Source organism: Cobetia sp. LC6 (assembly GCF_030264805.1).
Classification (GTDB): Bacteria; Pseudomonadota; Gammaproteobacteria; order Pseudomonadales; family Halomonadaceae; genus Cobetia.
Map to the genome: position 1 here is coordinate 448,224 of NZ_JASSPL010000001.1, position 26,861 is coordinate 475,084.

At 63.6% G+C, this 26,861-nt stretch carries 22 protein-coding genes; 15 read left to right on the plus strand and 7 right to left on the minus strand.

Translation table 11 applies throughout. The annotated features are described in order from the left end of the window. Positions 1-7: 7 nt before the first annotated feature. Complete coding sequence (locus tag QQF40_RS01940; RefSeq protein ID WP_175088083.1) at positions 8-547, minus strand: GreA/GreB family elongation factor; 540 nt, start codon at positions 545-547, stop codon at positions 8-10. A gap of 196 nt (positions 548-743) precedes the next feature. Here QQF40_RS01940 and QQF40_RS01945 point away from each other — a divergent pair, with 196 nt between their 5' ends. The 6 genes from QQF40_RS01945 (at position 744) to cysN (ending at position 6,910) form a co-directional block, all read left to right on the plus strand. Then, positions 744-1,427: a tetratricopeptide repeat protein gene (locus QQF40_RS01945; RefSeq protein ID WP_175088082.1), complete on the plus strand. Its 684-nt coding sequence runs from the start codon at positions 744-746 to the stop codon at positions 1,425-1,427. A 344-nt stretch (positions 1,428-1,771) separates the two neighbouring features. Beyond that, positions 1,772-2,410 carry an NUDIX domain-containing protein gene (locus tag QQF40_RS01950; RefSeq protein ID WP_043337028.1) on the plus strand — a complete coding sequence of 213 codons (639 nt, stop codon included), beginning with the start codon at positions 1,772-1,774 and terminating at the stop codon, positions 2,408-2,410. 332 nt (positions 2,411-2,742) lie between these two features. Beyond that, positions 2,743-3,189: a DUF1249 domain-containing protein gene (locus QQF40_RS01955; protein WP_043337025.1), complete on the plus strand. Its 447-nt coding sequence runs from the start codon at positions 2,743-2,745 to the stop codon at positions 3,187-3,189. A gap of 120 nt (positions 3,190-3,309) precedes the next feature. Next, positions 3,310-4,056 (plus strand): metallophosphoesterase, encoded by a 747-nt coding sequence (locus tag QQF40_RS01960; RefSeq protein ID WP_175088081.1) that lies wholly within the window; start codon positions 3,310-3,312, stop codon positions 4,054-4,056. Positions 4,057-4,389: 333 nt separating this feature from the next. Next, on the plus strand, positions 4,390-5,301 hold the full coding sequence (gene cysD / locus QQF40_RS01965; RefSeq protein WP_054557074.1) for a sulfate adenylyltransferase subunit CysD: 912 nt from the start codon (positions 4,390-4,392) through the stop codon (positions 5,299-5,301). Between the two features lie 157 nt (positions 5,302-5,458). Beyond that, positions 5,459-6,910 carry a sulfate adenylyltransferase subunit CysN gene (cysN, locus tag QQF40_RS01970; RefSeq protein ID WP_175089729.1) on the plus strand — a complete coding sequence of 484 codons (1,452 nt, stop codon included), beginning with the start codon at positions 5,459-5,461 and terminating at the stop codon, positions 6,908-6,910. Positions 6,911-7,075: 165 nt separating this feature from the next. Here the strand turns inward: cysN and QQF40_RS01975 are convergent, their stop codons facing one another. Beyond that, positions 7,076-8,293: a globin domain-containing protein gene (locus QQF40_RS01975; RefSeq protein WP_175089730.1), complete on the minus strand. Its 1,218-nt coding sequence runs from the start codon at positions 8,291-8,293 to the stop codon at positions 7,076-7,078. 193 nt (positions 8,294-8,486) lie between these two features. On the opposite strand from QQF40_RS01975, the gene norR reads away from it, so the two are divergent. After that, positions 8,487-10,268, plus strand: coding sequence for a nitric oxide reductase transcriptional regulator NorR (gene norR / locus QQF40_RS01980; RefSeq protein WP_285460224.1), 1,782 nt, complete (start codon positions 8,487-8,489; stop codon positions 10,266-10,268). Positions 10,269-10,391: 123 nt separating this feature from the next. On the opposite strand, the gene cmoB is transcribed toward norR, so the two are convergent. Further along, positions 10,392-11,420 (minus strand): tRNA 5-methoxyuridine(34)/uridine 5-oxyacetic acid(34) synthase CmoB, encoded by a 1,029-nt coding sequence (gene cmoB / locus QQF40_RS01985; RefSeq protein WP_285460225.1) that lies wholly within the window; start codon positions 11,418-11,420, stop codon positions 10,392-10,394. Positions 11,421-11,451: 31 nt separating this feature from the next. Beyond that, positions 11,452-12,198, minus strand: coding sequence for a carboxy-S-adenosyl-L-methionine synthase CmoA (gene cmoA / locus QQF40_RS01990; protein WP_285460226.1), 747 nt, complete (start codon positions 12,196-12,198; stop codon positions 11,452-11,454). Between the two features lie 204 nt (positions 12,199-12,402). On the opposite strand from cmoA, the gene pgi reads away from it, so the two are divergent. The 6 genes from pgi (at position 12,403) to QQF40_RS02020 (ending at position 21,511) form a co-directional block, all read left to right on the plus strand. Further along, the gene (pgi, locus tag QQF40_RS01995; RefSeq protein WP_285460227.1) at positions 12,403-14,106 is read left to right on the plus strand and encodes a glucose-6-phosphate isomerase; all 1,704 of its coding nucleotides are present in this window, start codon (positions 12,403-12,405) and stop codon (positions 14,104-14,106) included. 274 nt (positions 14,107-14,380) lie between these two features. Beyond that, the gene (locus tag QQF40_RS02000; RefSeq protein ID WP_285460228.1) at positions 14,381-15,133 is read left to right on the plus strand and encodes a YqiA/YcfP family alpha/beta fold hydrolase; all 753 of its coding nucleotides are present in this window, start codon (positions 14,381-14,383) and stop codon (positions 15,131-15,133) included. Between the two features lie 253 nt (positions 15,134-15,386). Continuing rightward, entirely contained in the window at positions 15,387-17,267 is a 1,881-nt protein-coding gene (parE, locus tag QQF40_RS02005; protein ID WP_285460229.1) for a DNA topoisomerase IV subunit B, read from the plus strand. A 161-nt stretch (positions 17,268-17,428) separates the two neighbouring features. Continuing rightward, on the plus strand, positions 17,429-19,705 hold the full coding sequence (gene parC, locus QQF40_RS02010) for a DNA topoisomerase IV subunit A (protein ID WP_285460230.1): 2,277 nt from the start codon (positions 17,429-17,431) through the stop codon (positions 19,703-19,705). A 106-nt stretch (positions 19,706-19,811) separates the two neighbouring features. Continuing rightward, complete coding sequence (gene serB, locus QQF40_RS02015; protein ID WP_175089736.1) at positions 19,812-21,023, plus strand: phosphoserine phosphatase SerB; 1,212 nt, start codon at positions 19,812-19,814, stop codon at positions 21,021-21,023. A 239-nt stretch (positions 21,024-21,262) separates the two neighbouring features. Next, a complete protein-coding gene (locus QQF40_RS02020; protein ID WP_043335179.1) occupies positions 21,263-21,511 on the plus strand; it encodes a TIGR02647 family protein in 249 nt (82 codons plus the stop codon). 110 nt (positions 21,512-21,621) lie between these two features. Here the strand turns inward: QQF40_RS02020 and QQF40_RS02025 are convergent, their stop codons facing one another. Together QQF40_RS02025 and epmB are read right to left on the minus strand one after the other, a co-directional pair. Next, positions 21,622-21,981 carry a 5-carboxymethyl-2-hydroxymuconate Delta-isomerase gene (locus QQF40_RS02025; RefSeq protein WP_043335180.1) on the minus strand — a complete coding sequence of 120 codons (360 nt, stop codon included), beginning with the start codon at positions 21,979-21,981 and terminating at the stop codon, positions 21,622-21,624. A 125-nt stretch (positions 21,982-22,106) separates the two neighbouring features. Beyond that, on the minus strand, positions 22,107-23,339 hold the full coding sequence (epmB, locus tag QQF40_RS02030) for an EF-P beta-lysylation protein EpmB (RefSeq protein WP_285460233.1): 1,233 nt from the start codon (positions 23,337-23,339) through the stop codon (positions 22,107-22,109). 91 nt (positions 23,340-23,430) lie between these two features. On the opposite strand from epmB, the gene efp reads away from it, so the two are divergent. Continuing rightward, complete coding sequence (gene efp, locus QQF40_RS02035; protein WP_175089738.1) at positions 23,431-23,997, plus strand: elongation factor P; 567 nt, start codon at positions 23,431-23,433, stop codon at positions 23,995-23,997. Positions 23,998-24,235: 238 nt separating this feature from the next. Continuing rightward, positions 24,236-25,306: an EF-P lysine aminoacylase EpmA gene (gene epmA, locus QQF40_RS02040; protein WP_285460415.1), complete on the plus strand. Its 1,071-nt coding sequence runs from the start codon at positions 24,236-24,238 to the stop codon at positions 25,304-25,306. Between the two features lie 485 nt (positions 25,307-25,791). On the opposite strand, the gene asd is transcribed toward epmA, so the two are convergent. Continuing rightward, positions 25,792-26,709: an archaetidylserine decarboxylase gene (gene asd / locus QQF40_RS02045; protein WP_285460234.1), complete on the minus strand. Its 918-nt coding sequence runs from the start codon at positions 26,707-26,709 to the stop codon at positions 25,792-25,794. Positions 26,710-26,861: the final 152 nt, after the last annotated feature.

Here is a 26,861-nt window from a genome sequence, read left to right on the forward strand (position 1 = left end):
TCGCCGCTTACGCCTCCGGCGACTGATAGCGGATGGCCGTGATGATGTAGGTCGTCTCGCCCCCCGGTGCGGCCACGCTCACCTCGTCATCCAGCCCCTTGCCCAGCAATGCCTGAGCGAGGGGCGCATCGACGCTGATCCAGCGGCGCGGATTGTCGGTCTCGTCAGGGCCGACGATGCGGATCTCCATCTCCTCTCCCTGCTCGTCCTCCAGCGTCACGAAGGCCGCGAAATAGACGCGCTCCAGATCCGCGGGCAGGCGATCGACGACCGTCAGTTCATCCAGGCGTTTCTCCAGATAGGCGATCCTGGCGATGGTCTGATTGAGCGCCTTCTTGTTGTAGGTGTAATCCGCATTCTCGCTGCGATCCCCCATGGCGGCGGCCTCGCCCGTCTTGCGTGAAAGCTCAGGGCGCCTCACGCGCCTCAAGTGGTCCGCCAGCCCCTTCATCTTCGCGTGGCCCTGCGGGGTAATCACGTTGCTCTTCTTTTCCTGGCGCGGGTCCGTCTTGGGGTCGCGCCAGCGTGTCATGTTACGACCTTGCATGGTCTGCTCCGCTGGTTCTGTGGGTAAGGCTCAAGGCGTCGTGTGCGATGTTCGCTAGCGTTGAGACCTGCGACCAAGGGTGATTGGCGGCCGATTCAAACGTTCGTTACAGTCAATGTGTGCTCGCCGGAGCACTTGCGCGTCACCCATGCTGAATCTGCCAACAATAACGAAAATCAGGGAGCTGTCCATGCCCATGCTGCCATCTTCACACCCGTCTTGCCGTGTCATGTCCCGTTGCTGTCGCGTACTGCTCTCCGGGGGCATGGCGCTGGGCATCACGCTGGCCGGCATGACCGGAGTCCATGCTGCCCCGGGCGATGATGACGTCTTCCCGCTCTCCAAGCGCTGGGCGCAGATCAACTATCAGGTCTCCGGTGATGCTCAGGAAAAGGGCATGGAAGCCCTGGGCAAGGAGGTGCGCGCGCTGGCGGATCAATATCCAGACAACGCCCATGTACTGACCTGGGAAGGCATCATCCTGGCCTCATGGGCCAAGGCGCGCGGTGGCCTGGGAGCACTGGATCTGGCCAAGGAAGCCAAGGCCGCGCTCGAGAAGGCGATCACGCTCGACCCCGAGGGCGACAATGCCTCAGCCTATGTGACGCTTGGCGCACTCTATGACAAGGCGCCCGGCTGGCCGGTGGGCTTCGGGGATGATGAGAAGGCGGGAGAAGTGCTGCGCAAGGGCCTTGAGGTCAACCCGACAGGCATGGATACCAATTATTATTACGCCGATTATCTGGCTTCCGAAGGCCGTGATGAGGAAGCGCTCAAGCATGCGCGTCTCGCTCAGGACGGGCCGCCACGACCCAATCGTGAGCTGGCCGATCAGGAATTGCAGAAAGAGATCGCCGCGCTGATCAAGCGCCTGCAGTGAGCCTCTGGCATCCGTATCGCTTGCATGGCTGTTGGAAGTGGAGACTGTCTGGAGAGACATCAGTGAGCCCTGCCAGTGAACGGCAGCGCTGGTGTCAGGCGCTGTTCTGACAGCCTCGAAGGAATTCCCGATTCCCTGAATTACTGAGTCCTTGAGCCCCACGGTCCGAGCGGAGATCCCGCTCGGGCCGTGTCGTTTACCGCTCTGTGGATGAGAAGTCGCCCAGATGCCTTCAAATGGCGCTGATGACTGACTCAGTACGACGCGCCAAGCAAGTCTGCAGGTGACGGGCTGGCCAGTCTCGCGGCAGGACAGGATAATGCCTGCTCAGCCAAGGAGGATGCATGAGCGAGCAACAAGAGCACGTCGCAGGGCAACAGGCCTTCGCACATGATGATGTCGAACTGGTCGAGGCCAGGGTGTTGCAGGACGGCTTCTTCCGCCTCGAGCAGCGCGAATTCCGCCACCAGCGTTTCAACGGTGGCTGGAGCGATGTGATCCATCGCGAGGTGCATGTCCGTCACGATGCAGTAGGCGTATTGCCCTACGACCCGGTCAACGACCGCGTGGTCTTCGTCGAGCAGATTCGTGCCGGCATGCTGGAAGACGCACGCACGCCCTGGAGTCTGGAGCCGATCGCAGGGCTGGTGGACAAGGACGAACAGGCCCATGAGGTCGCGCGGCGCGAGGCGATCGAGGAGGCCGGATGTGAGCTGACGGACCTGATCGAACTGTACCGCTACTACCCGAGCCCCGGCGCCTGCACCGAGGAGGTCACGCTGTTCATCGGTCTGTGTGACAGCAGTGGGCTGGGCGGCGTGCATGGTCTGGCCGAGGAGAATGAAGACATCCGCGTGCATGTGCTCGATTTCCAGGCGGCCCTCACGCTGCTGGAACAAGGGCGGTTGGGCAATGCGATGGCCATCATGGCCATGCAATGGCTGCTGCGTGAACGTGCTTCGTTGCGCGTCATGCATGCCTGAGGCAGTGAAGGCGAAGCTTGGCAATCCCTCGTGTCTCACGCAGGCTTCCTCAACCTGTGCGTCAGAGCTGCTATTCTAGAGGCTTGCTGAAAACCGGCAGCCAGCAACAGATCACTGTCTGCGTCAGTGTCCGTATCAGTCTCGGTTTTCGTCTCAGCTTCAGTCCCGAGAACTGGAGTCGATAGCCGAGAGCTGATGGCTGAACGTCGACAGCCTGAGCGCTGGCGCAGCGCTTGATTTATCGCGCGGTGCCCGCATCTTGCCACGCACGATGGCGGGCGTGCTTTGACAGACAACATGCCAATGTTCTGAGATTCGCAAGGAGATCGCCCATGCAGGTCAAGAAAGCCTATGTGGCTGACCTAAAAGCACTCCATGCCGAGTGCGGGTCCAATTATCTGCGCCTCACGCGCATCCTCGGCAAGGCCGAGGCCGGTGACAGCTTCGCCTTCCCGCTGGCGGGCAACCAGGGCCACTTCGGCACGCTGCTGCTCGAGGTGGTCGAATGCGCGCCCTATACCACCATGGTCACGGTCGCCCAGACCGGCGTGCTGGACCACATCATCGATTCGCCGCGCATGAGCGTGCACCTTTACCACGACGTGCGCATGGCGGAGGTCACCGACTTTCAGCGCCAGCGTCACTTCTCAGGGCGCAATCGTTACCCGAATCCGCGCATGCACCAGCCGGACGAAAAGCTGCAGCTCAATCGCTTTCTCGGCGAATGGCTGACCCATGCCCGCGCCTTCGGGCAGGCGGACGTGCCGGAATTGCCGTGACGCTCAACGCTGGCATGGCGCACAGGCGCTGACACCCGATGGATTAACCGTCTTGATTGACAGAACCGCGATGGCCCGGCCGTCGCGGTTCTGTTCATTTCCCTGCTGCTCGAGAGACCGATGCGACTGATTCAGATAAGTGATTGCCATCTGCGCGCCGACCCTGACGCGCGTTCACGGCTGGGCTTCCCCTGGCGTCAGCTGGAGGCGGTGATGGCGCATGCCTCGCGCCTGCGGCCCGATATCCTGCTGGTGACCGGTGATGTCAGCCAGGACGAGAGCCCTGCCTCCTATCGCATGGCGGCAGAGCTGTTCGATGGCCTGGGCTGTCCCTGGTTCTGGTTCGCGGGCAACCACGATCACCCTGAATTCATGCAGGAGCTGCGTCCCTTCCATCACGAGCTGGATCTGGGCGACTGGCGACTGCTGTGTCTGGATTCGCGCGTCACCGGGCAGGCCGGGGGTGAGCTTGGCGAGGAGCAGTTGAGCGAGCTTGCGCAGTCACTGGCGCTTTCCGTCGAGCTGGACCCGCGCCCGATCCTGCTGGCCATGCATCATCATCCACTGCCGATCGGCTCGGACTGGATGGATGTGCTGGGTCTTGCCGACCGCGATGCACTGTGGGAAACGTTGCGCCCATACCCGCAGGTGCGGGCCGTGCTGTGTGGGCATATCCATCAGGCCTTCACGCAACTCAAGACGTGTGGGCAGGGAAGTGTGGCCGTCTATGGCGTTCCCTCCACCTCCGATCAGTTCGCTCCGCTGAGCCATGATTTCGCCGTGGATGAGGCGGCGCGTCCCGGTTTGCGCGTGGTGGATCTCGATGGCGAGCATCTCGAGACCTGGGTGGAGCGGGTCACGCTCTAGCCAGGCTCGCAAGAAGGGGCGGGCAAGCTTGCCCCAGGCGCTGGTGCTGCCACAGCATCAGCATGAATGTTCTGGACGTCAGCGTGAATGCCCTCGGCGTTGATGAGTCTGGTGCAAGGCCCATGGGTATCAGGTATGCCTTTTTGGTCTTAAAAGATAGTTTCTGATTCTTTGACGTTATCAAGGCGGCGCGGGTACCGTAATGGTATCCAGCATGCTCCGTGGGACGAGAGAGTGAGGCTCTCCTGGCTCGTCATGACCTTCGGGCATGCCCTGTCTGTCACGGGCCGCCTTTCGGGGCGACTCCCAGCGCTCATGAGGTTGCCGCACGCGATGCTTACCCCCGAACGTCAGACCCACCTCAAGCAGCTTGAGGCCGAATCCATCCACATCATCCGTGAAGTGGCAGCGGAATTTGCCAATCCGGTCATGCTGTATTCCATCGGCAAGGATTCCGCCGTCATGCTGCACCTGGCGCGCAAGGCTTTCGCGCCGGGCGTCCCGCCGTTCCCGCTGATGCACGTCAACACCACCTGGAAATTCCAGGAAATGATCAAGTTCCGCGACGAGATGGCCGCGGAAGTCGGCATGGAGTTGATCGAGCACATCAACCAGGAAGGCGTCGAGGCGGGCATCAACCCGTTCGATCACGGTAGCGCCAAGTACACCGACATCATGAAGACCGCCGGTCTCAAGCAGGCACTCGACAAGCACGGCTTCGATGCTGCCTTCGGTGGTGCACGTCGTGACGAGGAAGCCTCGCGGGCCAAGGAGCGTGTCTACTCCTTCCGTGATCAGTACCACCGCTGGGACCCCAAGAATCAGCGTCCGGAGCTGTGGAACATCTACAACTCGAAGATCAACAAGGGCGAGTCCATCCGCGTCTTCCCGCTCTCCAACTGGACCGAGCTGGACATCTGGCAGTACATCTATCTCGAATCCATCAAGATCGTGCCGCTGTACTACTCCGCCGTGCGTCCGGTAGTGAAGCGTGATGGCCTCGACATCATGGTCGACGACGACCGTCTGCCGCTCAAGGAAGGCGAAGTGCCGGAAATGAAGTCCGTGCGTTTCCGTACCCTGGGCTGCTACCCGCTGACCGGCGCCGTGGAATCCACCGCCGCGACCCTGCCGGAAATCATCCAGGAAATGCTGCTGACGCGTACCAGTGAGCGCTCCGGGCGTGCCATCGATCACGACCAGGCAGGCTCCATGGAGAAGAAGAAGCGCGAAGGGTATTTCTAAGGTCGCCCCAGCATTTTGCCTGCAAGCGCCGTCACATGGTGCTTGATGACCCGAACGAACAATTCGCCTGATGAGTCGGCTCGCAGCCTCACGAGACATTGGTTCGCGATACTGGCTCGCCACTCATCAGGCTCATGACAGCGGCAAGGAGAAGAGTGTGTCCCACGCGTCAGACAAGATTTCCGCGGATATCGAAGCCTACCTGCAAGAACACGAGCGCAAGGACCTGTTGCGCTTCATCACCTGCGGTAGCGTTGATGACGGCAAGTCGACCCTGATCGGTCGTCTGCTGTTCGATTCCAAGCTGATCTATGAAGATCAGCTGGCCTCCATCACCCAGGCCTCCAAGACCAGCGGCACCACCGGTGACGAGGTCGATCTGGCCCTGTTGGTCGATGGCCTGCAGTCCGAGCGTGAGCAGGGCATCACCATCGATGTCGCCTATCGCTTCTTCTCGACCGACAAGCGCAAGTTCATCATCGCCGACACGCCGGGGCACGAGCAGTACACCCGCAACATGGCCACCGGCGCCTCGTCCGCGAGCCTGGCTATCATCCTGATCGACGCGCGCTACGGCGTGCAGACCCAGACCCGTCGTCACAGCTTCATCGCCGACCTGCTGGGCATCCAGCACCTGGTGATCGCGGTCAACAAGATGGATCTGGTCGATTATTCCGAGACGCGCTTCAATGAGATCGTCGCCGAGTATCAGGAATTCGCCAACAAGCTGAACGCGCCGGACATCCGTTTCGTGCCGATGTCCGCCCTCAAGGGCGACAACGTCGTCAACCGCAGTCCAGCACTGGGCTGGTACACCGTGGATGGCGAAGCGGGTCCGTCACTGCTTGAGGTGCTGGAAACCGTCGAACTGACCCACGACCAGAATCTCAGCGATCTTCGCTTCCCGGTGCAGTACGTCAATCGTCCCAACCTCGATTTCCGCGGTTACTGCGGCACCCTGGCGGCCGGTGTCGTGCGCCCGGGTGACAGCGTCAAGGTGCTGCCGTCCGGCAAGACCTCGACCATCGAGCGTATCGTCACCTTCGATGGTGATCTCGAGATCGCCTACCCGGGTCAGGCCATCACCCTGACGCTTGATGATGAGATCGATATCTCGCGTGGCGACTGGCTGGTGGCGGCGGATGCCGAACTGCCGCTCTCCAATGCACTGGAAGCGGATGTCGTCTGGATGCACGAGAAGCCGCTGCAGCCGGGCCGTCAGTACGATATCAAGCTGGCGACCCGTGATCTGACCGGTCAGGTCAGTGCCATCGACTACCTCTACGACGTCAACACGCTGGAGCATCACGAGGGCGACAGCCTGGCGCTGAACGCCATCGGTCGCGTCCAGCTCGAGCTGACCCAGGCGGTGCCGGTGGATGACTACCGTTCAAGCCCGGGCACCGGCAGCTTCATCGTGATCGATCGTCTGAGCAACGTGACCGTCGGCGCGGGCATGATTCGCGGCGTGGGCCGCTCAGGCACCCAGGCCACTACCCAGCAGACCGACTGGGCCGCGTTTGAAGCCGACCTCAACGCGCTAGTGCGCAAGCACTTCCCGCACTGGGAAGCGCGAGATGTGCGCGAGCTGCTTGGTCGCACCAACTGATTCCATCCTGTAGCGACAGCAGAATGGAAGTCAGCGAGATACCAACAACAACGCTGGACACGCAATAACAACACGGCCTGCTGGAATGAAGCCGGAGAACGCAAAAGCCCCCATGGCCGTAAGGCGATGGGGGCTTTTTGCATGGTGCGGCTCACACCTGGCGCATCAGGCGACAGCCGTGTCGATGGCGAGCGGGGCGGAGGGACCGAAGTGCTCGTGGTGACACTGGCTGAGCGGTACGCCGATACGGCTGAGGTGCTGGATCATGTTCTGCATGAAGCCATGCGGGCCGATCACGAAGGCCTGCAGCGACTCGGCGCTGGCACCGGTCGCGGCGATCTGCTGCGCCAGCCAGTCGCGCTCGATGATGCCTAGCTGCGCATGGGGCGGCAGCGTCTCGGCCTGTTCGTAGCAGACCTGATAATGCAGCTGCCTTGGATACTGCGCGACCAGTGCCTTGAGGGTGGCATCGAAGGCATGCACCTCGGGATTGCGTGCCGCATGCAGGTAGATCACCTGGCGGCCCGCCGCCAGCGCCGCCGTCAGCAGCGGCAGCATCGGCGTCTGGCCGACACCGGCCGACAGCAACAGCACCGGGGCATCGGCGCTCTGCGGGGCAGCATGTTCGAAGGTCAGCTCGCCGGCCGGCGGCAGCAGCTCGATCTCGTCACCTGCCTTCAGCGCATGCAGGTACTGGCTGGACTGGCCGTGGGCCTCGCGCTTGACCGAGATGCGGCAGAAGCGCTCGTCCGGCGCGTGGGACAGGCTGTAATGACGATGGATCACGCCCTGCGGTGTCGTCAGGCGCATGCCGATGTACTGGCCCGGCAGGAAGGAGAACATCGGGCCTTCCACCGGCGCCAGGTACAGCGAGCGAATCTCGCGGCTCTCGTCCTGTGTACGCACGATGCGAAAACGGCGCAGCCCCTGCCAGCCGCCGCGAGTGGCGGCGAAGCTGTCGTAGCGGCCCTGCTCGGCGGCGATCAGTACAGCGGCCAGTTCCCCGTAGAGGGCGCCCCAGGCATCGGCGATCTCCGGGGTGACGGCGTCCCCCAGCACCTCACCGATGGCGGCCATCAGGCATTCGCCGACGATAGGGTAGTGCTCCGGCAGGATATTGAGCGAGACATGCTTGCTGACCACGGGCGCCAGCAGGCGGTCCACTGCCTTACGCGAGTGGCGCGCGCCGACATAGGCGAGTACGGCGCCGGCCAGTGCACGGGCCTGGCCGCCGCTGGCCTGGTGGGTCTGGTTGAACAGCGGCTTCACCTCGGGATAACGCTCGAACATCAGCGGATAGAAGCGCGCCGTGATGGCATTGAGATGCTCGGCGACGACGGGAGCGGTGGCGGCGATCAGGTCTTCCTGGGCGTTGGTCAGCATGACGATACCTCTGATTGATGTCCCTCTCTCCATGGCAAGGGGCGTGCCAACTCTTGAGACCAGCCGTCATGCACTCTGTGGGTCCATGATGTCAAAATGACATGGTCATGTGACGTGTTCCAATGACATCAATCGTGTCATGATGACATCAATCTTCAGCCCTCTCGCTCCCGACACCCGCAAGGATGACCGCATGCCCGATGCCCACTTGCCCCAGAACGATACGCCGGTCGCGGCCGTGAATGCCTGGCTCGCCGCCTGGTTGTCCCTAGAAGAGGGCGGCGAGCGGCGAGCGCTGCCATGGACGCGTCTGCTGGCCGCGATCATGCAGCAGCTGCCCGGTGAGGCGGCGACCCTGATGCGCTACCTGCCCGAGCGTGACGAGCTGTTGCCACTGGCCACCTACGGCCTGCCTGCCGAGGTGCGCGGGCGACGCTTCGCGCTGGCGGAGCACCCGCGGCTCAAGGCGATCGCCGAGCACACGGGGGTACATCGTTTCGCGCTGGACAGCGACTTGCCAGACCCCTTCGATGGTTTGCTGGGGGACGTGCATGGGCCGGATCTGCTGGTGCATGACTGTGCCGGTATCGCGCTGCGTGAGGGCGATACCCTGCTGGGGGTGATGACTTTCGACGCGCTGACGCCGGGGGTGCTGGCCCCGCTGGAATCGCTGTGCGCCTCTGCGAGCACGGACGACCTGGCACTTCCGCTTCAGGAGTTGCAAGCCTGGTTGTCACTCCCCGCACATTGTCTGTCGCTGTCCCTGCGACAGGAGTGGGCCGCGGGGGCCACGGTCGGCAGGTCAGGCCTTTCGGCTTCCATGGTCGTGTCACAGGCAGACATGGCGTCACAGAGTGCTGTGGCCTGCCCGCAGCGTGGCCCGGCGATGACCAGGCTCGAGGCGCAGCTGGAGGCGGTCGCCGATACCGAGATGACGGTGCTGGTGCAGGGCGAGACCGGCGTGGGCAAGGAGGGCGTGGTCCAGCGGCTGCACGACGCATCCCGGCGGGCTGCGCGGCCGCTGGTGCGCATCAACTGCGCCGCCTTGTCGCCGGACCTGGTCGAAAGTGCTCTGTTCGGTCATCGGCGTGGCGCCTTCTCGGGCGCGACCCATGATCACCGTGGCCACTTCGTGATGGCGGATGGCGGCACCCTGCTGCTGGATGAGATCGGCGAGCTGCCGCTGACGCTGCAGCCCAAGCTGCTGCGGGTGCTGCAGGAAGGCGAGCTGCAGCCGCTGGGCAGCGATCGCGTGGTCAAGGTCGATGTGCGCGTCATCGCGGCCACCAATCGCGATCTCGAGGCGGAGGTTGCCGCCGGGCATTTCCGTGAAGACCTCTATCACCGCCTGAGCGTCTATCCGCTCAGGGTGCCGCCGCTGCGTGAGCGCGGACGTGCGGACCTGCTGGCGTTGGCCGGCACCTTTCTGGAACACAACCGCACGCGCCTCGGACTGGCCAATCTGCGCCTGACGCCGGCGGCGGAGCGCCTGCTATGTGACTACCCCTGGCCCGGCAACGTGCGTGAGCTGGAGCACTGCCTGAGTCGCGCCGCCCTGCATGCCCGGCTCGCGCATGGTGCACTTCCGACTCGCCTGCGCGCCGATGGGCGCCAGCTGGTGGTAATCACACCGGAACTGCTGGGGCTGGAGGTCAACGCTGAGGTGTCACTCAGGCGGGCCACCAGTGTGGCGCAGGAGATTCAGGACGCGCAGGTGGGGAGGACGGATCAGGTGGAAACAATGGCTCTGATGGCAGGGGCGAGCCAGACAGGAGGAGCAAGCTCTGCACAGCGCGCCGCCTGGCAGGGCGGCGATGAGACGCTGGGGCTGCGCGATGCCACCGAAGCGTTCCAGCGCGAGCACATCTCGCGGGTCTGGCAGGCGAGTGATCGCAACTGGGCGGAGGCGGCGCGCAGGCTCAAGGTCGATCGCGGCAATCTGTACCGGCAGGCGCAGCGTCTGGGAATCGTCTGAGGCGCGAGGCAGTGTCTGATATGAGAAATACAAGAACGGCGATGCTCTGGGAGCATCGCCGTTCTTGTATTTCTGCCGCCGTCGGCCCTGGGGCGATGAGAAGTCCGAGTCTCGAGCGCCAGTTCAGGCGCGAGTGGCGATCAGCACCGCACGCCGTGGCGCCGGGTGGCCTTCGCGGGTCAGGCTCGGGTCAGCGGGATCGAGGAAGTCACTCAGCGAGTGGTAGGTCATCCAGTCGGTGGCACGCTGCTCGTCCAGGGTGGTCACGGCTTCATCGACGATGCGCACGTCCTTGAAGCCGGCGCGCTCGCACCAGTGGGCCAGCGCCTGCGAGGAGGGCAGGAAATAGACATTGGGCATCGCGGCGTAGCGCTCGCCGGGCATCAGTACCGTTGTCACGTCACCTTCCACCACCAGGGTTTCCAGCACCAGTTCGCCGCCGGGGCGCAGGGTATCGCGCAGCTGGAAGAGGTGGTCCATCGGCGAGGGGCGGTGATAGAGCACGCCCATCGAGAATACGGTATCGAAGGCGCCCATCTTCGTCGGCACATCCTCGATGCCTACCGGCAGGAAGTGCAGGTTGCGGCCCTGGGGGTGGTCCGCGCCGATGAAGTGGCGCACGGCATGGAACTGGCAGTAGAAGCGCGGCGAAGGGTCGATCACCAGCGTGAAGGCCGCGCCTGCACCGACCATGCGCCAGCCGTGGTAGCCATTGCCGCCGCCGACATCCAGCACGCGGCGATGGGTGAGATCCGACAGGTGCGGCGCGAGACGCTGCCACTTCCAGTCGGAGCGCCATTCGGTGTCGATATGGATCTCGTCGAGCTGATAGGGGCCCTTGCGCCACGGCATCATCGCGCGCAACAGGTTTTCGCTCTGGCGCAGCTGGCCGGTGCTCAGGCCAGTCGGAAAGCGTGCACCGACCCGATCGGCATCCAGCTGTACATCGCGCGCGTCGGGCAGGGCGGGCAGCTTTTCCAGCGCGCCATGCCAGGCCTTCAGATCAGCATGGCGCTTGCGGTCCAGGCCAGTGGCCAGTTGCTCGGGCAGGGCGCCCAGCCAGCGGGCGAAGCCGTCGCCGACGGCGCCTGGCTCACAGGCAAGCGCGGTGAAGGCGCGGTAAAGGTCGCGGTCATACGGGGAAATGCTCATGCGCTGGGTCGAGTCCGTGCAGGCGTAGCGGTCATTCGGCGGCTTTGAAGGCGACCATCGAGGCGAAATTTAGGTATTGCAGCCAGGTATGGCTGCGCTGGAAGCCGGCGCGCGCCAGGCGCTCGTGATGCGTGTTCAGGCTGTCGGGCTTCATCACGTCCTCGAGGGCCTCACGTTTCTGGGAGATTTCCAGATCGGAGTAGCCGTTGGCGCGCTTGAAGTCATGATACCGTTCGATCAGCCAGGCATTCTCGACCGGATCATCGCTGATGATCTTCTCGGAGAGGATCAACACGCCGCCGGGTTCCAGCGCCGCGAACAGCTTGTCGATCACGGCATCGCGGTCTTCCGGCGGCAGGAACTGCAGCGTCAGATTGACCACGATCATGCCGGCCGGCTGATAGTCGAGGGTGCGAATGTCGGCTTCGGTGACGTTGATGCGGTGGTCGGGGAAGGCCTCGGCGAGTTCACGGCTGGCGCGCTCGACCATCGGTCGGGACAGATCGACGGCTTCGATCTCGATATCCTCGGCGGCCATCTCGCGGGCCAGCGCCATGCTGGCAGCACCCAGTGAGCAGCCCAGGTCATAGACCCGCGCGCCGGGGCGCAGGTGAGCGCGGGCCATCAGGCCCAGCATGGCGATGATCTGACCGTAACCCGGCACCGAGCGGCGCAGCATGTCCGGAAAGCAGCTGACGACCTGCTCGTCGAAGGAGAAGCTGGCGACACGGTCAAGGGGTGTCGTAAACATCGCGTCACGGTAAGATGCATCACTCATGGATCAAGGCTTCATCGGGCAGTGGGCCAGGGCGACATGCCTGTGGCCGAGGACCGGCCGGGCAGAGTGCCCCGTCGGGCCCGCCATTCTACGCATTCGGCGCCCGTGACGCACCCGTCACGGCTGTCGGGTGATGCCTCCATCAATCGATTTCAGGCCGGGCCATGCAGGGCCGGTCATTACACTTCAAGGAGAGAGGTGGCCATGTCCACTCAATCAGCGGCACGTTCTGCGCGTCGTAATACCCAGGCTTGGCAGGCTCTCGCGCGCCATCATCAAGAGCAGATGGCCGATGTGCATCTGAAGGACCTGTTTGCCGAGGATGCGGCGCAAGGGCGTGACCGAGTGGCGACCTTCACGCGCTCCGCTGCGGGGCTGCGTCTGGATCTCTCCAAGCAGCGCCTCAAGGGCGAGACCCTGGAGCTGCTGCTGGATCTGGCGCGCGAAACCGGCGTCGAGCAGGGCATCAAGCGCCTGCTGGCCGGTGAGCATGTCAATCGCTCCGAAGACCGTCCGGCGCTGCACGCCGCGCTGCGTCTGCCGCGCTCCGCCAGCCTCGAGGTGGATGGCGAGGATATCGTGCCGGCCATCCACGAGAGCCTCGAGCACCTGGCCGAGATGGTCGATACCTTCCACAGTGGCCAGTGGCGTGGCGCCACCGGCAAGCCGATCACCGATGTGGTCAACCTCGGGGTCGGTGGCTCGGACCTCGGCCCGCTGATGGTCTCCAGCGCTCTGAGCGATTGCCGCCCCAAGGACATCCACGAGATCGGCGTGCACTTCGCCTCGACCATGGATGGCTCCCAGCTGGCGGACTATCTGGAATCCTTCAGCCCGGAAACCACGCTGTTCATCCTGTCCTCCAAGTCATTCTCGACCATCGACACGCTATCCAATGCCCGCACCGCGCGCGACTGGCTGAAATCACGTCTCGACCCGGAAGGGCGCCTGGAAGCGCTGATCAACCGTCAGCACTTCATCGGCGCTTCCGCCAAGCCGGAGAAGATGACCGAGTGGGGCATCGCGCCGGAACATCAGCTGCTGTTCTGGGATTGGGTCGGCGGCCGCTATTCGCTGTGGGGCACCATCGGCCTGCCCATCGCGCTCAACGTCGGCATGGACAACTTCCGTCGTCTGCTGGCCGGGGCGCATGAGCTGGATGAGCACTTCCGCACCGCGCCGCTGGAAGACAATCTGCCGGTGCTGCTGGCGCTGGCGGGTATCTGGAACAACAACTTCCTCGATATCCGCGCCCACTCCATCCTGCCCTACGACGGTCGTCTGGAATACTTCGCCAGCTACCTCGAGCAGCTGGAGATGGAATCCAACGGCAAGTCAGTGACCAACGATGGCGAGATGATCGACTACTCGACCTGTCCGGTGCTGTGGGGCCAGCTGGGACCGAACGCCCAGCACGCCTTCTATCAGCTGCTGCACCAGGGCACCCAGGCGGTCGAGTGTGACTTCATCGCACCGATGTGTCGTTATGATCATGTCGAGGACGCCGAGACGCGCGCCCACCTCAAGGCACAACACCGCCTGACGCTGGCCAACTGCTTTGCCCAGTCACGTGTATTGATGCTTGGCGATGACGCCATCCCCGGTGATGAGGCGCAGCCGAACCACAAGCGCTACCGTGGCAATCAGCCGTCGACCACGCTATTGCTGGAAGCGCTGACACCGGAAACGCTGGGGGCGTTGATTGCGCTCTACGAGCAGAAGGTCTTCGTGCAGGCCACCATCTGGGATATCAACCCGTTCGATCAGTGGGGCGTGGAGCTGGGCAAGCAGATCGCCACCGCCACCGAAGCGACCATGACCACCGGCGAAGGCTTCGAGATGCTGGATGCCTCCAGCCGCGCGCTGATCGAAGCGGTGTGGGCAGCACAGGATCAGGACCCGCGCTGAACCCGCGGCGGATGTGAGTGAGGGGGGCGAGTGAGAGAGTGTGTGAGGGCATGCCGATATGCCGTGCAAGACGAGTGGCGGCGCCAGTCGCCGCTCTCTGTTGATTTATACAGTATTCTCGCTATCCTATAAGCGAATCAATCGTTTACACTAGACAGCACGACGCGGACCGTCGAAAACCCTGCTTCCAGCGCATGAACGCTCGAGAGATTCCTAGCCATCTTGAAGCGTGGGAGGGGCGGTGTCGCGGGCTGGCGTGTTGTCGGGAGTGCTGATGGCCAATTCCCTCTTTCCGTCAGATACGGCAGCGATGCACACCACCGCGCCCGTCAAGGGGCTGCTGTACCTGCACGGCTTCAATTCGGCCAGTTGTTCGCCCAAGGCGCGCTTGATGCAGCGCGCGGCAGAGCAGTTCGGCCTGCCGTGCGTGATGCCGGATATCCCTCCGGCGCCCGATGCGGGTCAGGCGGCGGTCAACGCAGCCTATCTCACGCTGTGTGAGCGCCTGGCGCTGGACCCCGCAGACCCCGCCTGTGATGACGCCATCATGGTGATCGGCAGTTCCATGGGCGGTTTTCTGGCCACCTGGCTGGTCGCGCGTGAGGCCGCACGCCTCGAAGGGCCGGCTGGTCCCTCCCAGAGCGTCTGGCGTCTGGGGCCACGCAGTGTGCTGATCAATCCGGCCGTGCGTCCCGCGCGACTGGTCAGCGAATGGCTCGGCTCGGTGCATGCCAATCCCTATACCGGCGTGACGTTTACCGTCACCGAGGATTTCGGCCCCGGGCTGCTTGCATTGGAAGCGGAGCCTGTCACGGCGCAGCGCACCCTGGTGCTGTTGGCGACGGCCGATGAGACATTGGATGTCAATGATGCCGCAGGGCTCTATCAGGGAAGCCGCTTGATCATCACGCCGGGTGGTGATCACGGCTTTGCGCAGTTGGCGGAATATCTGCCGGCGATCATGGCGCATGGCGGACACCGGCTGGCCCCCGCCACCGCAGCGGCGATGCATGTCGCGCCGGACTAGCAGGTCACGTGTGTGGTGCTTTCTGCCAGACCCGCCGCCACCCGCCACGACTTGGCTGGACACGGCATCTCCTGGCATGACATGGATTGCCACGACATGGATCGCCACGATACGGATTGGCACGACATGGCAGGGCGTTTGATGCTGAACGCCAGGCGCCGGTCTCTCATTTTTCAGGAATCCGTTGTTCGTCTCGCGCACGTGAAATGGCGAGTCGGATGGCGGACGTCAACACCAAGGACACAAGGCTGCGATGAGTCAGTACAGCGCCAGTTCCATTGAGGTCCTCTCCGGCCTCGAACCGGTCCGCAAGCGGCCCGGCATGTATACCGACACTTCTCGGCCCAACCACCTGGCGCAGGAAGTCATCGACAACTCCGTCGATGAGGCGCTGGCGGGGCACGCGAAGGAAATCCGCGTGCGCCTGCTCGAGAATGGCGGTATCGAGGTCGGCGATGACGGTCGTGGCATGCCCACCGACATCCACCCCGAGCATGGCGTGACCGGCATCGAGCTGATCCTCACCAAGCTGCACGCGGGGGGCAAGTTCTCCCAGGACAGCTATCGCTTCTCCGGCGGCCTGCACGGCGTGGGCGTCTCGGTGGTCAATGCGCTGTCGACGCGTCTGGAAGTGGAAGTGTGCCGCGATGGCCTGCGTCAGCGCATCGCCTTCGAGAATGGCGAGAAGGCCGAGGAACTGACCCGGATCGGCACCGTCGGCAAGCGCAATACCGGCACCCTGGTGCGCTTCTGGCCGGACGAGAGCTACTTCGACAGCCCGCGCCTGGCGATGCCGCGTCTGCGCCACCTGCTGCGTGCCAAGGCCGTGCTGTGTCCGGGGCTCAAGGTCGTGCTCATCGAGACCGATGGCAGCGAGACGACCTGGCATTACGAGGATGGCCTGCGCGATTACCTGCTCGGTGCCACCGATGGCTTCGAGCGTTTGCCGGAATCGCCGTTCGTCGGCCATTTCGAAGACGAGGAGCACGGGGTCGACTGGGCGATCCAGTGGCTGCCGGAAGGTGGCGAGCTGGTACAGGAGCCCTACGTCAACCTGATTCCCACGCCGCTGGGCGGTACTCACGTCAATGGTCTGCGCTCCGGTCTGCTCGAGGCGCTCAAGGAATTCTGCGACTACCGCAGTCTGCTGCCGCGTGGCGTCAAGCTGAGCGCGGATGACCTGTGGGAGCGCGCCGCCTTCGTGCTGTCGGTGAAGATGCTCGATCCGCAGTTCGCCGGCCAGACCAAGGAGCGTCTGTCCTCGCGCAGCGTCGCCGCCTTCGTCTCCGGCGTGGTCAAGGACGCCTTCTCGCTGTGGCTCAACCACCATGTCGACCAGGCCGAAGCGCTGGCGGAACTGGTGATCTCGGCGGCCCAGCGCCGCCTGAAGAGCGCCAAGAAGGTCGCGCGCAAGAAGGTCACCTCCGGGCCCGCGCTGCCGGGCAAACTCTCGGATTGCGCAAGCTCCGACCCTGCCGAAAGCGAGCTGTTCCTGGTCGAGGGTGACTCCGCCGGCGGCAGTGCCAAGCAGGGGCGCAACCGCGAGACCCAGGCGATCCTGCCGCTGCGCGGCAAGATCCTCAATACCTGGGAAGTCGAGTCGCATGACATCTACTCTTCCCAGGAGGTCCACGACATCGCGGTCGCCATCGGCCTGGACCCGGGCTCGGATGACCTCACCAAGCTGCGCTATCACAAGGTCTGCATCCTGGCGGATGCCGACTCCGATGGTCTGCACATCGCCACGCTGCTGTGCGCGCTGTTCGTGCGTCACTTCCCGGCGCTGGTGGATGCCGGGCGCGTCTTCGTCGCCATGCCGCCGCTGTACCGCATCGATCTGGGCAAGGAAGTGCACTACGCCCTGGACGAGAGCGAGAAGGCGCACATCCTCAAGCAGCTCGAAAGCAAGCGTGGCACGCCCAATGTGCAGCGCTTCAAGGGTCTGGGTGAGATGAATCCGCTGCAGCTGCGGGAAACCACCATGGCGCCGGACACCCGCCGTCTGGTGCAGCTGACGCGCAGCGTGGATGATGGCACCCACGAGATGCTCGACATGCTGCTGGCCAAGAAGCGCGCCAGTGATCGCAAGAGCTGGCTCGAGGACTACGGCAACATGGCCGATATCGAGGTCTGATCATCGGTTGAGCTTTCACGGCCAGTTGGACTTCGAAAGCCAACCGGGCTGCGAGGGCAGCTTAACTTCGAAAGCCAGACAAGCTGCGCGACAGCATTCTTTCGGGAGCGCCACAGTCAGACGCTCCCCGGTTTTACGCTCGTAATCAAGGTCAAGCGCCCATGAGCATGGATATCCAGGTCGCGGAGGGTGACGTCGAACGTCTGGCCCTGCGCGACTACACCGAAAAGGCGTACCTCGACTACTCGATGTACGTGATTCTCGACCGCGCCCTGCCGCATGTCGGCGATGGCATGAAGCCGGTGCAGCGCCGCATCGTCTACGCCATGCGCGAACTGTCCCTGACGGCCAACGCCAAGTACAAGAAGTCGGCGCGTACCGTCGGCGACGTGCTGGGCAAGTTCCACCCCCATGGTGACAGCGCCTGTTACGAGGCGATGGTGCTGATGGCGCAGCCGTTCAGCTATCGCTATCCGCTGGTGGATGGCCAAGGCAACTGGGGTAGTCAGGATGACCCCAAGTCCTTCGCGGCGATGCGTTACACCGAATCGCGGCTGTCGAAGTACTCCGAGGTGCTGCTGTCCGAGCTTTCCCAGGGCACCGTCGACTGGGTGCCCAACTTCGATGGCACCATGAGCGAGCCCAAGGTGCTGCCGGCGCGTCTGCCCAATGTGCTGCTCAACGGTACTACCGGCATCGCGGTGGGCATGGCGACCGACATCCCGCCGCACAATGTGCATGAAGTCGTGGCCGCCACCCGCCATCTGCTGCGCCATCCGGACTCTGACAGCGATCAGCTGATGGAGCACCTGCCGGCACCGGACTTCCCCACCGAGGCAGAGATCATCACGCCGCGCACCGACCTCGCCAAGCTCTACCGCACCGGTCGTGGCAGCGTGAAGATGCGCGCCCGCTACGTGCTGGAAGAGGGCGATATCGTGATCACGGCGCTGCCGTATCAGGTCTCCGGCGCCAAGGTGATCGAACAGATCGCCGCCCAGATGCAGGCCAAGAAGCTGCCGATGGTCGCGGATCTGCGTGATGAGTCCGACCACGAGAACCCGACGCGCCTGCTGATTCAGCCGCGCTCCAATCGTGTCGATATCGAATGCCTGATGGCGCACCTGTTCGCCACCACGGACCTCGAGAAGAACGCGCGCGTCAACATGAACGTCATCGACCTCAAGGGGCGTCCACGGGTGATGGCGCTGCACGAGATGCTGGCCGAGTGGCTGCGCTATCGTCGCGCTACCGTGCGTCGCCGCCTCGAGCATCGTCTGGCCAAGGTCGAGGATCGTCTGCATATCCTCGAGGGTCTGCTGACGGCTTACCTGAATCTCGACGAGGTCATTCGCATCATCCGCGAGGAAGAGGACCCCAAGGCCAGCCTGATCGAGACCTTCCAGCTCTCCGAGCGTCAGGCCGAGGCGATCCTCGAGCTGCGTCTGCGTCACCTGGCACGTCTTGAAGAGATGAAGCTGCGTGGCGAGCAGGACGAGCTCAAGCGTGAGCGCAAGCACCTCAAGCATCTGCTGGGCAATGACGAGGCACTGATGGACCTGATCGACAGTGAGCTTGAGCAGGCCGCCACCGACTTCGGCGATGCACGTCGCTCACCGCTGGTCGAGCGTGGCGAAGCCAAGGCGCTGTCTGAAGTCGAGCTGATGGGCGCCGACCCGATCACCGTCGCGCTGTCCGAGAAGGGCTGGATCCGTGCCGCCAAGGGGCATGATATCGACCCCGAGGGTCTGTCCTACAAGGCCGGCGACCGCTTCCATCTGGCGGCGCGCGGCAAGACCAATCAGCCGCTGGTGCTGCTGGATGACACCGGACGTGCCTACACCCTGGCCGCGCACAATCTGCCCAGTGCACGCGGACAGGGCGAGCCGATCACCGGGCGCATGAATCCGGCGGCGGGGGCGGCGATGGTCGGGCTGCTGCTCGATGCGCCTTCCGCACGCTACCTGCTGGCCTCCGATGGCGGCTATGGCTTCGTGACCACGCTTGAGCAGCTGACCGGCAAGAACAAGTCCGGCAAGGCGGCACTGACTCTACCGCGCGGCTGTGCGGTGCTGCCGCCGGTGGCGATTCCCGAAGTGCCTGAGTCAGCGCAGGGCGATGGGGCTGCGCTGGAAGTGGCGGTGGTGTCCAATGAAGGGCGCCTGCTTGTCTTCCCGCTCTCCGAGCTGCCTGAGATGTCCAAGGGCAAGGGCAACAAGATGCTGTCGATCCCGGGCGAACGCGCCGCCAACCGCGAGGAGTTCGTGCGCTCGCTGGTGGTCTTGCCCGCCGACACGACCCTGGTGGTGCATGCCGGCAAGCGCAAGACCCTGCTCAAGGGGGCGGATCTCGATTATTATCGTGGCGAGCGTGGCCGCCGCGGCAGCAAGCTGCCCAAGGGCTTCCAGAAGGTCGACCGTCTGGCCGTCGATAGTTGAATCCGGGCCGGATGGCCTGGCTTGTTAGCAGAGGTGCGTCGGCATTGACGCCGACATGCCCCGTGGGCGACACCTTGATGATTCATTGCTCAGGAATGATTTTCCAATGACACAACGTATCTTGATCCGTGCCACCGGTACGGCTCGTCCAGGACAGCTGGCAGGGCTTGGTCAGGCGCTGGCGCGCAGCGGCGCACGACTGCTGGACATCAATCAGAGCGTGACCTTCGGGCTGGTGTCGCTGGAAGCGCTGGTGGCTCTCGGTGCGGAGTCCGATCTGGAGGCCGCGCTGGCCGCCGCCGGTGAACAGCTGGGGCTGGATGTGCAGGCCGTGCAGGTCGGTGCTGAGGAATATGCGCGCTGGAGCCATCAGGCGGAGCGCCCGCGCTGGATTCTGACGCTGCTGGCGCCGTGCCTGCCGGCCGGCATTCTGGCCGAGGTCGGTGGCCTGACAGCCGAATTCGGGATCACCGTCGAGCTGATGCATCGTCTGTCGGGGCGTGAGCCGCTGGATGGCGAGTCACCGGCCGAAGGCGCCTGTGTCGAGTGCTGGCTGCGCCTGCCGGAGAGTGACACCGACATCGACGCCCTGCGCGAGAAGGCGCTGGCGCTGGGCGCGCTGCACGGTGTCGATATCGCGATCCAGGAAGATGATATCTGGCGTCGTCATCGTCGCCTGATCTGCTTCGACATGGATTCGACGCTGATCCAGACCGAGGTGATCGACGAGCTGGCGCGTCGTCACGGTGTCGGCGAGGAAGTCTCGGAAGTCACCGAGCGGGCCATGCGGGGCGAGCTGGACTTCAAGCAAAGCTTCCGCGAACGCATGAGCAAGCTGGAAGGCCTGGATGAGTCGGTGCTGGCCGATATCGCTGCCAATCTGCCGCTGATGGATGGGGTCGAGCGCCTGATGGCCAACCTCAAGGCGCTGGGCTATCGCACCGCGATCCTGTCCGGCGGCTTCACCTACTTCGCGCGTCATCTTCAGCAGCTACTGGGCTTCGATGAGATCCACGCCAATGAGCTGGTGATCGTCAATGGCAAGGTCACCGGTGAAGTGCGTGAACCGATCGTCGATGCCGAGCGCAAGGCATTGCTGCTGCGCGAGATCGCCGAGCGTCATGGCCTGCGCATGGAGCAGACCATCGCCGTCGGTGACGGTGCCAATGACCTCAAGATGCTGGCCGAGGCGGGGCTGGGCATCGCCTTCCGTGCCAAGCCGCTGGTGCGTGAACAGGCGCGTCAGTCGATCTCGACTCTGGGCCTGGATGCCGTGCTCTACCTGATGGGCTATCGTCAGCAGGATCTCGAGCACTGATCCGTGATTCAGCCGCTGAACGCCCGGGCTGAGTCACAAGCCAGTGTGTGAGTGATACCGCCTCCATCGCCGCCGCGATGGGGGCGGTGTCGTCTGGTCATCAGATCGCAGAATAGTCCCAAAGCAGCAATGCGCTTTCAGGTGTGAGGGCTAGACTGGAGGGGAAGCGCCGACGACTCGTCGCTCGTCAGTTGACGCCATACTGAAATGCCACTCGCCACGCCGTCAGGAGTTTGCCCATGCCGTCACCCTATGACGATGAACTGCACCTGCTGTGCCTGTTTCCGCACGATGCCGCTCTCAAGGGCTTGAAGATTCGCCACGATGCCAGCCCTGACATGGTGGCCGCCGCCGAGCGTCTGCATGCCAAGGGGTTGACCACGCTGCCGGATGGCGGCTATCTGACGTCGGTGGGCCGTGAGGCCGCCGAGCACGCCCATCGTCTCAATGACCTGCTTCACGTCCCGATGGCCATGACGGGCACCTGAGTTCGCCCACTGGCTTGAATCGCTGATCGCGAGAAGGAAAAACGCCCCGTGGCTTTCGGCCACGGGGCGTTTTCGTATATGGCCTCAGGGGCAGTGAGGAATCCGTGCGCTCAGGCCTTGTGCTTGCGATAGGTCGCGCGGGTGATCTCGACGATCTCCACGCTGACTTCGCGGGCTGCCTCGCAGTGAGGCTTGAGGGCCTCCATCAGGATATCCGCCAGACGTGACTTGTCGTCATCGCTGCGGCCTTCCAGCTGATGGCAGTGCAGATTGACGAAGCCGTGCTTGTGCGCCAGCGGTGCCTGATTGCCGGCCAGACGCCAGTGACGCCAGCTTTCCGCGCGCACCTTGATGTCGGTTTCCTTGAACAGGCCGCTTTGCATGGCAGCGGCATGCAGGTCATCCATGATCGCGTCCATGTCGAGGCTGGGGGCCAGACTGTCGGCATAATCAATGACGAGATGAGGCATGTGATGGGCTCCTTGAGCGTGGCCACGCCTCTCGGGGCGTGTGCCGATGATGAAATTGGCCAGCGATAGTAGCAAATTTTGTGCGGCACGCCGCCTGTTGTTGCCTCACGCTGCCAGTGCGCCAATCACGCACTGGCGATGATACCCGTCAGGTTGAGCGAAGATGGCTCGCGCTCGTCGTCCGCAGGGGAAGACGCCGAAGGGTGAGTGGTGGCGTCGACTCCCGGAGGTGTCCTGGACACTGTGGTCTTGGACACAGGGGGCTTGGACACAGGGGGCTTGGACAGAGGTGTCTTGGAGCGTCGTCCTGGCACTTCACGTACCAGGCGCGGCATCAGGAAGCCGGGTAGATGCTCAAGCAGCGCTTCCATCAGGTTGCAGGCCTCGTCATCGCTGACCGCGAAGTGGGCGGCGCCCTGCACCGGGTCGAAGGCATGCAGGTAGTAGGGCAGTACGCCGCACTCGAAGAGACGCTCGGCAAGGGCCGTCTGCACTTCCACGCTGTCATTGACGCCGCGCAGGATGACGCCCTGGTTGAGCAGGGTGACGCCGGCGCTCTTGAGGCGAGTCATGGCGGCAGCGACGGCATCGTCCAGCTCGTTGGCATGGTTGGTGTGAATGACCAGCACCTTCTGCAGGCGTGTGGTGCCCAGCCAGCCGAGCAGCTCGTCATTGACGCGGTCCGGAATCACCACCGGCAGGCGCGTGTGGATGCGCAGGCGCTTGAGATGCGGGATCTCGTCCAGTGACTCCACCAGCCATGCCAGGCGCTTGTCGGGGGAGACCAGCGGGTCGCCACCGGACAGGATCACCTCGTGGATGCGCTCGTCGGCGCGCAGGTAGTCGAGGATATCCTGCCACTGCGCGCGGCTGGGCTGATGGTCATCATAGGGGAAGTGACGGCGGAAGCAGTAGCGGCAGTTGATCGCGCAGCCACCGCTGGCCATCAGCAGTACCCGGTTGGTGTACTTGTGGATCAGCCCCGGCAGTGGTGTATGTTCGGCCTCTTCCAGCGGGTCGGTGACGTAGCCGTCGAGCACGTCGGTCTCGGCGTCCAGCGGCAGCACCTGGCGCAATAGCGGGTCGTCGGGGTCATTGGCGCGGATGCGGCTGGCATAGGCCTCGGGCACGCGGATCGCGAACAGCTCATGCCCGTCGCGGGCGCCCGTCAGCCACTCGCGCTCCAGCCCCAGACGCTCCAGCAGAGCCTGTGGAGAGCGGATCACATCGCGTAGCTGTGCACGCCAGTCATTCGGGGCAGACGGGGTTTCAGCGGCAGTCGAGAAGGCCTCTGAGGCACGACTTTCGTGGCTGTTGTGCGGGATGGTATGCAAGGATGCAGGGGTTCGGGTTATCATGCGCATCACTTCTAGTCATGATTGCAGCCAATTGACTGCAATCTGGAATTCATGGCGGGCAAGACCCGTTAACGAGTCGAGAGCGAGCAAGATGGCCAACTATTCTACCAACGAATTCAAGTCCGGTCTGAAAGTGATGCTGGACAATGATCCCTGTGCCATCGTCGATAACGAACTGGTCAAGCCGGGCAAGGGTCAGGCCTTCAACCGCGTCAAGCTGCGCAACCTGAAGACCGGTCGTGTATGGGAGCGTACTTTCAAGTCCGGCGAGAGCATCGAAGCCGCCGATGTCATGGAAGTCGACATGGAATACCTCTACACCGACGGTGAGATGTGGCACTTCATGCGTACCGATGGCTCCTTCGAGCAGTACGCTGTCGATGGCAAGGCGCTGGGCGACAACGTCAAGTGGCTGAAGGAGCAGGTCGTCTACACCATCACGCTGTGGAACGACAACGCGATTGCCGTGACGCCGCCGAACTTCATCGAACTGGAAGTCGTCGAGACGGACCCGGGCCTCAAGGGCGACACCGCCAACGGTGGCTCCAAGCCGGCGACCCTGTCTTCCGGTGCCGTGGTGCGTGTGCCGCTGTTCATCAACCAGGGCGAAGTCCTCAAGGTTGATACCCGCAGCGCCGAGTACGTGTCTCGCGCCTGAGCCCTTTCGCTCACGTCGTGAACACCCTGATGCCTCGCCTCGTGCGGGGCATCATCGTTTGTGCTGCTCATTTGTGCTTCTCTTTCGTGCTGGTCATACGTGGAGGGTGATCGTGTCGATCAGCCCTCCCGGTTGGCCAACGTCTTCTGCTGGTCCCTTCCTCGAGCTTCCCATGTCTGATGCCGATTCTTCCGCCGCTGCTTCACCTCTTTCAGCCGCTGCCGCGCCAGGCGCTGCCCTGGTAGAGGACTGGGCACCCACTGCCACGCGCGAGCGACTCGTCCAGCGCGCGCGTCTGATCAGTGAGGTGCGGGCTTTCTTCATCGAGCGTGAAGTGCTGGAGGTGGAAACACCGGTGCTGGGGCGGGCCGGTTCGACGGATGTCGGTCTCGCGTCATTGTCCTTGACCGCGCAGTTTCCGGGTGAGCGTGAGCGTGTGCCGCTGTGGCTGCAGACATCGCCGGAATTTCACATGAAGCGTCTGCTGGCGGCCGGTAGCGGGCCGATCTTCCAGATCGCGCGTGCCTTCCGTGATGGCGAGGTCAGCCGTCGCCATAATCCCGAGTTCTGCATGCTGGAGTGGTACCGCCCCGGCATGAACCTTGAGGCGATGATGATGGAGACCTGCGAGCTGATCCGGCGCGTGATGGCGCTCGGGGCACAGCTGACCGGCCAGCCGTCGCTGCTCAGTGAGTCTCAAGATGCAGAGGCCAGGCCTGCCATCACGCCTTACCGTGCGCTGTTTCGCCGTGTGCTGTCGCTGGACCCCTTCACGGCCACGCTCGAGGAACTGCGAGCCGCCTGCGCACGCGAATGTGAGGTCGCGGCTGATAGCTGGTCGCATGAGACCTGCCTGGATGCGCTGATGAGCCTGGTGATCGAGCCGAGCCTGGGCTCTGGGGCGCAGGGCGCAGAAGCACAGGGCGCAGAAGCGCAGGGACAAGCCACCGTGGAGCTGGTCACCGAGTACCCAGCTGCGCAGGCTGCCTTGGCGCGCAAGCACCAGGACAGCGCGGGGGATTGGGTGGCATCGCGCTTCGAGGCCTACGTGGCGGGCATCGAGCTGGCCAACGGCTATGACGAGCTGACCGATGCCAGTGAGCAGGCGGCGCGCTTTGCCGAAGACAATGCCGCGCGAGTCGCCCGGGGCCTGCCTGAGGTAGCGGCCGACCAGCGCCTGGTGGCGGCCCTGCAGGCGGGCATGCCCGCGGGGAGCGGGGTGGCGCTGGGGCTGGATCGTTTGATCATGCTGGCGCTGGGGGAGCGCGATATCTCGGCGGTCATCGCTTTCCCGGCATCACGTGCTTGAGAGTAGGCTTTAAAGGCAGCTTTTGATGTGATTTGCGTGAATCCCAGCGTTTATTGCCGACACGCTTGCCGAGCGTGCATTGACTAGACTGGAGAGGTCAGCGTGGAGGGTTGGCGCTTGCCGGCGAAGCCGCAGGCAAGGTGATGGCAGGACCAGGGCAATGGTCGCAGCGGGTCTTCTTTTATCGGGCATGGTGAAAGAAGGCGACAGATGATGGCTCGAACCCTCGGAGCCTTCGAGGCATCATCCGGCAGTCGCGTCGTGAGAGCGTGACGCCTGTCATGGAGGACTCTGATCTGTTTGGGCACTGAAGGTAGTGATCACCCCGATGGCAGCGTTCATCGCGGACAAGGCAAGAAGACGAGGAGCGCAGTCAGGCTCCTGTCGTTAAAAAGGGAAGCCAGGGGCTTCCCTTTTTTTATGCTCGATTTTCATGTGCGAGTTTTATGCGCACACGTTGTGCTCGCGCTGCGCCAGGCCTGGCGTTATTTCTCGTCTGCGGTCGGCGTGTCCTGCGCTGTCTCTGCCGCATGCGCTTCTGACTCGCTCGGGGCCGGTGCTGTCGCAGGCGGGCGCATGCCGAGTGACTGACCCATGCTGACCTTCTGGCCCGGCGTCAGGGCGTCATCGAACTCGACGCTGTCCGGGAAACACATCACCACGGTGGAGCCGAGCTGGAAGCGGCCCATCTCGGCGCCATGCGCCAGCTCGATGAGTTGATCGAAACGGGTCGTCTCGACATCACCGGAAAGCGGCGTGACCTGACCACTCCAGACGGTCTTGATCGCCGCGACGATCATCGCGCCCACCAGCACCATGGCCATCGGGCCATGCTCGGTCTCGAAGATGCAGACCAGGCGTTCGTTGCGCGCGAAGAGGCCCGGTACGTGCTTGGCAGTGGCTTCGTTGACCGAGAACAGGCGTCCCGGAACGTAGGCCATCTCGATCAGACGACCGGCCACCGGCATATGGACGCGATGGTAGTCCTTCGGTGACAGGTAGACGGTGGCGAAGCGGCCGTTGCGGAAGGGTGCGGCGCGCTCTTCACTGCCGCCCAGCAGCTGGGTCAGCGAGAATGCCTGACCCTTGGCCTGTACCAGGGTGCCATGTTCGATATTGCCGAACTGGGACAGTACGCCATCGGCCGGTGATACCAGGCCTTCACCGATGGGGCGGGCGTCCGCCTTCAGGGCGCGGGTAAAGAAGTCATTGAAGCAGGCATAGGCACGTGGATTCTCCTCGAACGCCTCGTTCATGTTGACGCCGTAGGCCTTGATGAAACGCTCGATGAAGGTGTTCTTGACCCACGGGTTGGTGCAGGCGGCGACACGGCCGATGAGGCGTGAGATCAGGTGCTGGGGCAGTGGGTACTGGCTCAGGGAAAACAGCTTGGCGCGATCCACGATGGCGATCCTTGCAGGCACTTCAGGAATGAAAAGCCCGCTCCTCGAGAGGGCGGGCGTTGGCCGGCAACAGCGGCGGCCAGCAGTTGGGCTGCACCTTAGCCCATCGCCAATAACGGCTCAAGCCTGCGAATTGCCGCAGTCGTGGGCCT